The sequence below is a fragment of the Limnospira sp. PMC 1279.21 genome, from assembly GCF_032349615.1.
GTDB lineage: Bacteria > Cyanobacteriota > Cyanobacteriia > Cyanobacteriales > Microcoleaceae > Limnospira > Limnospira fusiformis.
The window spans coordinates 1-10,352 of the sequence record NZ_JARPLU010000162.1; the positions used below are offsets into that span (position 1 = coordinate 1).

Annotated in this window: 9 protein-coding genes; 6 read left to right on the plus strand and 3 right to left on the minus strand. The window is 44.6% G+C overall.

Annotated features, from left to right (window positions below):
• Nucleotides 1–248: 248 nt before the first annotated feature.
• The gene (psbH, locus tag P5683_RS19485; protein WP_006618393.1) at nt 249–452 is read right to left on the minus strand and encodes a photosystem II reaction center phosphoprotein PsbH; all 204 of its coding nucleotides are present in this window, start codon (nt 450–452) and stop codon (nt 249–251) included.
• Between the two features lie 86 nt (nt 453–538).
• Here psbH and psbN point away from each other — a divergent pair, with 86 nt between their 5' ends.
• The 3 genes from psbN (at nt 539) to P5683_RS19500 (ending at nt 2,785) form a co-directional block, all read left to right on the plus strand.
• Nucleotides 539–670, plus strand: a complete 132-nt coding sequence (gene psbN, locus P5683_RS19490) for a photosystem II reaction center protein PsbN (protein ID WP_006618392.1) — start codon at nt 539–541, stop codon at nt 668–670.
• 102 nt (nt 671–772) lie between these two features.
• Nucleotides 773–1,873, plus strand: coding sequence for a chorismate synthase (aroC, locus tag P5683_RS19495; protein ID WP_193520978.1), 1,101 nt, complete (start codon nt 773–775; stop codon nt 1,871–1,873).
• A gap of 3 nt (nt 1,874–1,876) precedes the next feature.
• On the plus strand, nt 1,877–2,785 hold the full coding sequence (locus P5683_RS19500; protein WP_006624569.1) for an MBL fold metallo-hydrolase: 909 nt from the start codon (nt 1,877–1,879) through the stop codon (nt 2,783–2,785).
• On the opposite strand, the gene P5683_RS19505 is transcribed toward P5683_RS19500, so the two are convergent.
• Complete coding sequence (locus tag P5683_RS19505; protein ID WP_315640917.1) at nt 2,782–5,937, minus strand: response regulator; 3,156 nt, start codon at nt 5,935–5,937, stop codon at nt 2,782–2,784. The two genes, P5683_RS19500 and P5683_RS19505, sit on opposite strands and share 4 nt — an antisense overlap.
• Nucleotides 5,938–6,114: 177 nt before the next feature.
• Complete coding sequence (locus tag P5683_RS19510; RefSeq protein WP_006624567.1) at nt 6,115–6,867, minus strand: creatininase family protein; 753 nt, start codon at nt 6,865–6,867, stop codon at nt 6,115–6,117.
• A 184-nt stretch (nt 6,868–7,051) separates the two neighbouring features.
• On the opposite strand from P5683_RS19510, the gene P5683_RS19515 reads away from it, so the two are divergent.
• The 3 genes from P5683_RS19515 (at nt 7,052) to P5683_RS19525 (ending at nt 10,277) form a co-directional block, all read left to right on the plus strand.
• Complete coding sequence (locus P5683_RS19515; RefSeq protein ID WP_006670365.1) at nt 7,052–7,213, plus strand: hypothetical protein; 162 nt, start codon at nt 7,052–7,054, stop codon at nt 7,211–7,213.
• Nucleotides 7,214–7,293: 80 nt separating this feature from the next.
• Entirely contained in the window at nt 7,294–8,034 is a 741-nt protein-coding gene (locus P5683_RS19520) for a winged helix-turn-helix domain-containing protein (protein WP_006670364.1), read from the plus strand.
• 32 nt (nt 8,035–8,066) lie between these two features.
• The gene (locus tag P5683_RS19525; protein ID WP_315640921.1) at nt 8,067–10,277 is read left to right on the plus strand and encodes an alkaline phosphatase PhoX; all 2,211 of its coding nucleotides are present in this window, start codon (nt 8,067–8,069) and stop codon (nt 10,275–10,277) included.
• The last annotated feature ends 75 nt before the right edge of the window (nt 10,278–10,352 follow it).

Sequence of the window (10,352 nt, forward strand, 5' to 3'; positions counted from 1 at the left end):
TAGACGCTTCACCTTGGCAACCATATTGGAAGTCTCGAAGGTGGGCCAAAAAATCAGGCTGTGTTATGGGATGGTCAGGGATGCGACCCAATCAACCAAGGGGTTGAAGTCCTCACCGGGTAGTTATTTCGCCCATTTCAGCTCTATTTCATACCCGAAGGTCTCGCACCCATACTTGGTATGGTAGCGCATCGCCCTAATTGGTTCAACTAATCTGCGATTAAATTAAGCTCTCCCGGACTCTCAACTTAGCGAGTTAGGTTGGCCCAGTCCACGCTAACATTTTCGAGAATCAGTGAGGAGTTATAGATCTGTAGGATAATCAACAGAAACACGAAGAATAACCCCATAAAAACCCCCATCAGGGGAGTAGTACCCCAACCGGGGGCAACCTTACCATATTCTGAGTTAAGGGGTCTGAGTCGATCGCCTAACCAAGTTCTTTGTGCCATAAGTCACCTTATCAATGGGTTGAACAGCAAATTTTAATGTTTCGTAATATTATATAAGAACAAGGCTCATAATTGAATCAAATCTCATGGAACCTGCAATAGCTCTTAACATTTCCCTAGCTGCTACCGTAGTAGCGATCGCTGCCTATGCCATTTATACCGCCTTCGGTCCTCCTTCAGAAGAACTCAGTGACCCCTTTGAGGATCACGAAGACTAATTGAGGCAGCAGCATTCCGAGTATAAACCACTGTAGCCCGGTCCGTTGATAGTGCAAGATCTGATAGGATCGAGACTCTACAACCTTTTAGACAAGACCAGTATGGGCAACACATTTGGGCATTTATTTAGGATCACCACCTTCGGTGAATCCCACGGTGGGGGGGTTGGAGTCATCATCGATGGCTGTCCTCCCCGCCTCTCCCTGGACATCTCAGAAATCCAACAGGAATTAGATCGTCGCCGACCCGGACAAAGCAAAATTACCACCCCTCGCAAAGAAAGCGACACCTGCGAAATCCTCAGTGGGGTATTTGAAGGGCAAACCCTAGGAACCCCGATCATGATCATGGTCAAAAATAAAGACACCCGTCCCCAGGATTATGATGAGATGGCGAAAAAATATCGCCCCTCCCATGCCGATGCCACCTATGATGCTAAATATGGGATTCGCAATTGGCAAGGCGGCGGTAGGTCTTCCGCTCGTGAAACTATTGGTAGAGTAGCAGCAGGTGCTATAGCTAAAAAAATCCTTAAACAGGTCGCCAATGTTGAAATCATCGGTTATGTCACACGCATCAAAGACCTAGAAGCAGCGATCGATCCGGCAACGGTTACCCTTGAGCAAGTCGAAAGCAATATAGTCCGCTGTCCTCACCCCGACAGGGCGCAACAGATGATTCAACTAATTGAAGACATCAGAGACCAGGGGGACTCCATTGGTGGGGTAGTCGAATGCGTAGTTCGTAACGCTCCTACTGGACTAGGTTCGCCAGTATTCGATAAACTAGAAGCAGACCTAGCCAAAGCTGTCATGTCCCTACCCGCTAGTAAGGGTTTTGAAATCGGCTCTGGTTTTGCTGGTACTCTGCTCACAGGTAGTCAACATAATGATGAATTTTATATTGATGACACTGGAGCCGTCCGCACCCTGAGCAATCGTTCCGGCGGTGTCCAGGGGGGAATTTCTAACGGAGAACTGATAATTTTGCGAGTTGCCTTCAAACCAACTGCTACAATTCGTAAAGAACAGAAAACTGTCACCCGTGAGGGCTCCGAAACCACTCTGGCAGCAAAAGGACGACATGATCCTTGTGTTTTGCCCAGAGCGGTTCCTATGGTAGAAGCAATGGTTGCCTTGGTACTCTGTGACCATCTATTGCGCCATCACGGTCAGTGTAGAACTTTACATCCTGAAGATTAAAACATGGAAACCATCACACCATCTTCTGTGTTGGCAACTGGTCGAGATAACCCAGACTCCTGTGATCAAAATCCCGATGATTTTGTGGTGGAGTTTTGGGGAGTTCGCGGCAGTATCCCCACCCCAGGAAAAGACACTATCCGCTATGGCGGGAATACCTCTTGTTTGGAAATGCGTATTGCCGGAAAAAGGCTGATTTTTGACGGTGGTACTGGGTTGCGGTCCTTGGGTGATTCCCTAGTCGCACAAATGCCTATGGAAGCCTATATGTTTTTTACCCATTACCACTGGGATCATATCCAGGGTTTCCCCCTGTTTACTCCGGCTTTTACCCCAGGGAACTGCTTTCATATCTATGGCACTATCCCCCCAGATGGAGAATCGATGAAAAAGCATTTCATCGATCGCGTACTTCATCCCAACTCCCCCATTCCCCTGAGTGGGTTACAGGCAGATCTGAGGTTTTATGAATTGAAACCGGGGGATACTATGATGCTTGATGATATCAAGATTGAAACCGGACAACTTAATCACCCTAATACGGCTATGGGGTATCGTGTTACTTGGCAAGGACGAACTGTGGTCTACTGTTCCGATACAGAACATTTGCCTGATGGGTTGGATGAGAATGTGCTGGAATTGGCTCAGGGGGCTGATATCCTTATTTATGATGCTATGTATACTGATGAGGAATATCATAATCCTAAATCTCCCAAGGTGGGTTGGGGACATTCAACCTGGCAAGAAGCAGTCAAAATCGCTGAGGCGGCGGATGTGGCACGGGTGGTGATTTTTCATCATGACCCTAGCCACTCAGATGATTTCCTTGACCAAATTGAACATGAAGTTCAGGCGGTTTTTCCCAAGGCAATTATGGCTCGTGAAAGGTTGATTTTGCCTGTGGCTAGTTAGCGATCGCTTTCCATAGTCTCGGAGTTAGTCTCGGAGTTAAACATTTCCAACAATCGCTCAAATTGGAAGTTTTCCACAATGCTGGTTAAGGCTTCAGCTAAATCTGAATGCTCTGGGGGCATTTGTTTGATCAAAGATAAGATCATCAGATCATTTCCTAATTGAGCAGCATAGTGGATTTGCTCTAACCATTCTGCTGGCATCATGGCGAAGGTTTCTGGATTTATGGCTAAATGGTCATGGTTTTTAGGTGCGGAAGTAGCTACCGCTGTAGAGGCGATCGCATTCGGTTCATCAATTTGGTATTTGACCCCCAAATATTTGGTCAGGGTTTCTAACACTTGTTCCCGCCGAAATGGCTTACTAATAAAGTCATCACACCCGGCATTAATGCAGTTTTGTCTTTGTTCCGTAAAGGCACTGGCTGTAATGGCAATAATCACCGGAAGACTATCAACTTCAGCCTGTTTGATATATTGGGTTGCCTCAAACCCATCTATCACTGGCATATGCATATCCATAAAAATTAAGTGCGGATGCCACTGTTGCCAAACTGCGATCGCTTCCTGTCCATTTTCCGCTTCCTGAACCTCAAAACCCACATCCTGCAATAGTGTAGTTAGTAATAACCGATTAACTGGGTTATCTTCCACCACCAAAATTCGATAGTCTTCTTGTCCCCGTGCTAACCGACAAGCCTGATTTAATTTACTTTCGGATTCATCAACCATCTGGTCGGCCACACCCACAGGAATTTGGAAACTAAAACAACTACCCTCACCCGGTTTACTACTTACCTTAATTTCACCCCCCATTAAGTTAACAAATCTCTGAGATATCACTAATCCTAGACCCGTTCCCTGTTGCGATTCTCGACCCGCTTTGGTTTGCTTAAATGCCTGGAATAGGTCATTAATTTCCTCTGATGCAATACCGCATCCAGTATCTATAATCTCAAACAGCAAGTAGGTATTACTCACCCAATCCTCATCAGATAAACCTAGGTCTTCATCAACTCCACCAACTGACACCCTTAAACTAACTTCCCCGTCCTGGGTAAACTTAATAGCATTACTAATTAAATTAACCAAAACTTGGCGCAATTTACTTTCATCAGTCCTCACGAATTTCGGCACCGACTCTTCCACCTGAAAATTGAGAGTTAATCCCTTCGACTCAGCCTTGAGTTGTAACATCACTTGAATGGCTGGCAAACAGCGTTTAATGTCAAACTCAGTCGGGTTACAAGTAATCCGTCCCGCCTCAATTTTTGACATCTCTAAGACATCATTAATTAACTCTAGTAAATGTTGACCACTTTGATTGACAATTTTAATATATTCTTGATGTTTAGCTGCTAAAGTGCGATCGCGTTGTAGCAATTGAGTAAAGCCTAAAATTGCATTAAGGGGAGTGCGAAGTTCATGACTCATATTAGCCAAAAACTCACTTTTAGCGCGGTTAGCCACATTAGCAGCATCCGCAACCCGCTTCAACTCCGCCGCCTGTTGCTGAGTTTGTGCGAACAATTCCGCCTGTTTCACAGCCACCCCCAACTGATTAGCAATTTGACTAACCACCTTAGATTCTGCCGCTTTCCATTCTCGAGGACCATCATTTTGATACACACACAATAATCCCCAAAGTTGATATCCTTGAAAAATCGGACTAATAATATATGACCGGATTTGAAATTGTTCTAAAAATCGCAGGTAGCAATCCGAAAAATCAGCCTTGTAAATGTCTTCAATACAACAACAACTCTTTGACCGTGAGTAAAAACCTCCCTGGGTTTCTTGTAAGTAAGTATCCTCAATTAATTCGTGGGAAGAACCTAGCTTTTTAACAATACAATTTTCTTCATCTACCGTATTCTGTGTAGTCACTTCTTCTCCCTTATTTGCGGTCAGAATTTTCCGCCATCCCGGACTCACAGACTCTTTGATGATTACCCCACTCCAGTCAGAATTGAACCGATAAATTAGGGCGCGATCTACTTCAATTACCTGACGCAATTCATTAACCGTCGCCTGAAAAATCACCTCCAAATTTAAACTTTGTCGCATTTGTGAAATCACGCGATTAATAGCTCTCTCTTGGTCTGCCATAAGTTGCATAGCTATTTCTGTAGCCATACGCTCCTGAATTTGATTTTCTAGGGCAATATTAATATTTTTGAGAGCTGATGTCCGTTCCTCAACCCTCACTTCTAGATCTTCATAGGCTTTATTTTTCGCTTCTTCTGCCCATTTTCTTTGTAGTTCTGTAGCTGCCCTCGATGCGAAAATACTCAGGACAGCGTGTGCTAATTCATCTTGGACTAAAGGTTTCACGTCTAAGATAGATAAAATCCCGATCGCTTTCTGATTTTGAGCCATTAATGGAATGCCTAAATAACTGTGAGCATTCAAGTGTTGAAAATATTTATTGTCGGGAAAAGTTTGTTGTAAATTGTCTGGATAAAAGCAAACTTCTTGAGTATCCAAAACTATCCGACAAGGACTATTTTGTAATTCATATTCACCATGATCGGCAAAATTATCCTGAGACCAAAAAGCCAGATTTCGTAATTTTATCGGTTCCTGATCGCTGACAATTTCCGTCACCAATACATAGGGTATATCTAAACATCTAGCCAGGTTCTGCGCTAAAGCCGGGAAAAAATCCGCCCCAGTTACTGATGCCGTACCCATCACAATTGCCCGCAAAATTTCCTCGGTTTTTTCTCTCTCTTGAATCTGCTTTTTCAGCTCATTATTAACCGCTTCTAATTTTTCAGGAGTTTTTAATGACAAAAAATAGGGTAATATTTTCAGTAACACTAGGGCTGTATATACCGAGACTAAAGCAGTTATGGCTCGTTCAAATCCCGACCACCAATAATTAGGAAACCACAGAGTCCAAATGTCGAAACCATGACCAATACCGCAGAGAATAATAAACGCACTAAATAGCTTAAAAATATTTAAAAATGGCAGATCATTGCGTTTATTGACGAAGTAAATTAGCATCGCCGGAATTGAGAAATAGGCAATGACAATTAACCCGTCACTGATGACATGAAGTGCCACCAAGGAAGGTTGCCACAGGTAACAATGACCGTGAGCTATATAAAAATTGGGTTTCCAAAAATACTCCAATAACTCTGGCACTGTTCTCTTCTCCGAAACAAGCTGCTCAAATTAGACGGCAAAACTTTATAGTATGCCAATGCTACCTTTAATATGTACCTAATATGTACTTAATATGTACCTATAATATTGTAGCGTTGATGAACGACCAGCCTTGATAGATCATCTTTAAACTACTAATTTTCCCAGCCGCCAATATCAAAAAACACTTTGATTGAGAAATTCCAGATAAGACTGGCTAAGTTCCTTTACCGCTAACTCATAGAGTTTTTTGCCATGGTCAGGGGTAGCTAGACTGGGGTCTGAACCCATGCGACCGTCGGGATAGTTATGGCGAAAGTTAGCGGCACCATAGATGGGATGACCTTTAGCAACATTAGGGTTGAGGGATGCTTTTTTAATGGACTCTGGATATAGGTACTGGGTAACTGCGACCTCGCTGGGGGTAGCGTGGGAACCTTCACTCTGCCCATAAAGTTCTTTAGCTAGTTTATACACTGATGGACACATAAACCAGTTACCAACCCGGCAACGAATGCGATCGCTATTTGCTAAGTTAAGATCAGCTAAGTGGGCATAGGTTTCCGAAAAGGCAGCTTTGAGGGTGGCAATATTCCCCCCATGACCGTTAATAAAGAAAAATGTCGTAAACCCACTTTTTGCCAAAAATGTGATATAATCCTTGATTACCCTAATCAAGGTACTAGGTTGTAAACTGATGGTTCCTGGAAAAGCAGTATGGTGGAGTGCCATACCCACATTTAACGTAGGACCGACTAAGGCTTGGGTAGCCTCCCCGACCCCTTTAGCGATCGCTTCAGCACAAATGGCATCAGTGCCAATTAACCCCGTCGGTCCGTGTTGTTCAGTTGATCCAATCGGTAGGATAATCCCTGTAGACTGCTGGAGGTAAGCCTCCACTTCCGGCCATGTGCTTAGGTGTAACAGCATTTATTTGTGTATTTTTATAAATTTATTAGACACTAGCAACACCATTTTAACCAAATCCCATAGCTTAACCAAAACATTACTTTTCCTTTACCTAAAGTTAACCCATCTCAAATACGATGGAACATAGCTCCACTAATGATCCACGAACATTCAACAACACCGGGCAGATTGGGGGTGGAAACTAATGTTTAACAACCTGGCCATTAAGCCAGAGTCAGAGACAAGTGAGGTGCTTGCGGGTCGGGTCAACCCCGACCATAAGGTTGTCATTGTCAGACACTCACAACTCCTCAAACTCATAAATAATGGAGAACATACCTTTGTCGGATGGATGGTGATAGATTAATTTTCCTCAAAACTAGCCAACTTGGGGGTTAATCTTCTAAGTTTTGACAAACATCATCATTCACCCAGGAATAAATACTTATGTTTTCCCCAGATTTGAGTAAGAAGTCTTACCGCTCAGATGTCATAGATAATGGACATATCTTGTTGCTGGAAAATGAGGAGCCGTGGCGGGATATATTATCCATTGCTTTGGAAGAACAAGGCTATAAAATCATGATTGCCCAAGACAGCCGAGATGCCCTGCCTTCTATTTCCAATACAGGAGCAGTTACCGGAGAGTTTCCCTTTAGCCTTCTCATTCTAGATGCAACCAATGGTTTAGATCTGTGTCGTATGTTACGGCATCATGGTCAATCTGTGCCAATTTTGATTATTGGCAACAAAGAAAACGCCAACAATTGTGCATTTTATTTAGAAGCAGGGGCGGATGATTACCTGACCAAACCCTTCAGTATCCGTGAATTTATCGCTCGGTGTCGTGCGTTAATCCGTCGCCAAAGAATAGGGAAATTTCCAGGACCTGTGATGCTTCAATATAAAGATATCATCCTATATCAAGAAGAATGTCGGGTGATAGTTCGGGGTGAGGAAGTTCAACTCTCACCTAAACAGTTTCGTTTGCTAGAGTTATTTTTGAGTTATCCCCGTCGAGTTTGGTCTCGTGAACAACTTTTAGATGTAATTTGGGGTACAGATTTTGTGGGGGATAGTAAAACTGTGGATGTTCATATTCGCTGGTTGCGAGAAAAGTTAGAAGTTGAACCCAGTAAACCAGAATATATCATTACAGTTAGAGGGTTTGGTTATCGGTTTGGTTAAAATTATCCAAGGTTTGAGAAATAGGCAGATTTATGGCTTCTTGTAATCGTCGGGATTTTTTGCTGTTTATTACTGCGGGTATGGGGGCGGCGGCTTTGAAAGGCTGTGAGCAACCATATCGGAGCAATTTTCTGGGTTCATCAACTACAGAAACACCCTCGTTTGCCCCTAGTTTTAAATCGGTCAAAGGTCCTATGCCTTTACCGACCTATGAGCAAATCAGCGGTGCAGACCATCAAGCTATATCCCGAAAATATGGTAAGTACGAGGTAATTGATGATTTGGTACTTCCCGAAGGGTTTACCTATGATGTAATCGCCAGTTGGGGAGACCCGGTGGGTGATTCTCGGTGTGGGTATAACAATGATTATCTGTCCTTTGTACAAACTGGTGAAAATCAAGGTTTTTTGACTGTTAACTTTGAGTATATTAGCGGTACCTGGGGACAAAATTACGAGGAAGTGATAGGGATATCCTTACCTATTGCGGTGGTTAAACAGGCTTTAGAGGCTGCCCAAAGCCAGAGTATTGATGCTTTTTCTTTGCCGGGAAAAGACCCTCTCAGACAAGCAATTCTGGAGATTTCTAAAGAAGGGTTAATCGATATGGGAATGGGGGTAATTTCCCTCGGTCGAGATAGTGAGGGGAAATGGGTACGGACTTACTCATCTGTCGATCGCCGCATTACCGGAATTTCTGGTTGGACTGATGGACGCTATCTCAAGGCTACAGGTCCAGCGGTGGCAGTTTTTCGCCAGAGGGGACGGGGTTATCACGATCGCCTCGGAGATAAAATTATTGGCACTTTCGCTAACTGTGCGGGGGGAACAACCCCTTGGGGAACAGTATTAAGTGCCGAGGAAAACTTCCAGAGTTTTGTCACCGAATCAGTACATCCCGATGGTACATCTTTTTCCCCTTCAGAGACTCCCTTTTCTACCACCAGGGGTCTGGGTAACGTCTTAGGACTAGCTGGGAACAAATATGGTTGGATTGTAGAAGTGAATCCAGCCGACCCGGAAGATTATGGGACTAAACATACTTGGCTGGGTCGGTATCGCCATGAAGCCGTTGGTGTCAGGGTAACAGCCGGAAAACCTCTAGCCTTCTATTCGGGATGCGATCGCCGTAGTGGACATTTATATAAATTTGTCAGTAGTGACCGGGTAATTGATCCAAGCGATCGCCAAAATTCTCGGCTATTGACCAGCGGAATGCTATACGCCGCCAAATTGTACCCAGACGGAACCGGAAAATGGATTCCTATGGCTGCTAAAACAGCCGTTAACCCCGATCCAGCCAGTGTTCATATAGGGGGAGCCATAGCCTTACCATTGCGCCCAGAAGGGGGCAGTTTTGTGGCTACCACAGATGAAGAAGTCGAAGCCTTTAAGAAACAGTACAAAACCTTGGGAGATTTGTATTTAGGCGACTCGCAAACCCAACAGGGTGCTATCCTGGTTGATGCCCATTTAGCAGCTAGTGCCGCCGGGGCTACTTGTTGCGCCCGTCCAGAAGATACTATGATTGCTGGTGATGGTTCCTTATATATAGCATTCACCTCTGGAGGTGGCGATCGCAATGGTGAGGGACCAGATGGGCGGATTTTTCAAGGTCCAGGGGGAGTTATTCCCCATGACCCAGGATGGATAGTTCGTCTGATTGAGGATAATGGAGATCCGGACGCGCTGAGATTTCGGTGGGAAATGTGGGCAGCGGGTGGCGAAATTTTCCAAGGTGGGTTAGGATTTTGCAATCCAGATAATTTGGAGTTTGATAGCCAAGGTAATCTGTGGATGGTCACAGATATTAGCACTGGCTCTCAAAACAAATCCGTCCCCCCAGGTCGGGTAAATCAAGCCGGAGAACCCTTAGCATCGAGAGATTTAATGGGTATATATGGCAATAACTCCCTGTGGTGTTTACCAACCACCCCACCAGATGCGGGTCAAGCCTATCTGTTTGCGATCGGACCCATGGAATGTGAATTGTGCGGACCATTTTTTAGCCCCGATCAGCAAACTCTATTTGTGGCAGTACAACATCCGGGAGAGTATAATGGTAAGCGCCAAAATATGGCATCCCAATTTCGTGAGTTTGCCATGACTGGTCTGGATGGTCAGGAGTTTATCCAAACCCGTGAGGTTCCCATCGGCTCTAACTGGCCAGGTAAAAACCCCACAGACCCCCCCAAGCCCTCTATTGTGGCAATCCGTAGACAAAATTTGGGTGCGATCGTTTAATGTAATCACCTACTGTTAGGATGTCAGCACCCCCGGCTGAAGCACGGGGGCTTCGTGCCCCCCTTTCAGGTAGCC

What these genes read in the sequence shown, in the direction of transcription:
- psbH (WP_006618393.1), bottom strand. Translation starts at nt 452, where the DNA reads ATGGCACAAAGAACTTGGTTAGGCGATCGACTCAGACCCCTTAACTCA.
- psbN (WP_006618392.1), top strand. Translation starts at nt 539, where the DNA reads ATGGAACCTGCAATAGCTCTTAACATTTCCCTAGCTGCTACCGTAGTA.
- aroC (WP_193520978.1), top strand. Translation starts at nt 773, where the DNA reads ATGGGCAACACATTTGGGCATTTATTTAGGATCACCACCTTCGGTGAA.
- P5683_RS19500 (WP_006624569.1), top strand. Translation starts at nt 1,877, where the DNA reads ATGGAAACCATCACACCATCTTCTGTGTTGGCAACTGGTCGAGATAAC.
- P5683_RS19510 (WP_006624567.1), bottom strand. Translation starts at nt 6,867, where the DNA reads ATGCTGTTACACCTAAGCACATGGCCGGAAGTGGAGGCTTACCTCCAG.
- P5683_RS19515 (WP_006670365.1), top strand. Translation starts at nt 7,052, where the DNA reads ATGTTTAACAACCTGGCCATTAAGCCAGAGTCAGAGACAAGTGAGGTG.
- P5683_RS19520 (WP_006670364.1), top strand. Translation starts at nt 7,294, where the DNA reads ATGTTTTCCCCAGATTTGAGTAAGAAGTCTTACCGCTCAGATGTCATA.
- P5683_RS19525 (WP_315640921.1), top strand. Translation starts at nt 8,067, where the DNA reads ATGGCTTCTTGTAATCGTCGGGATTTTTTGCTGTTTATTACTGCGGGT.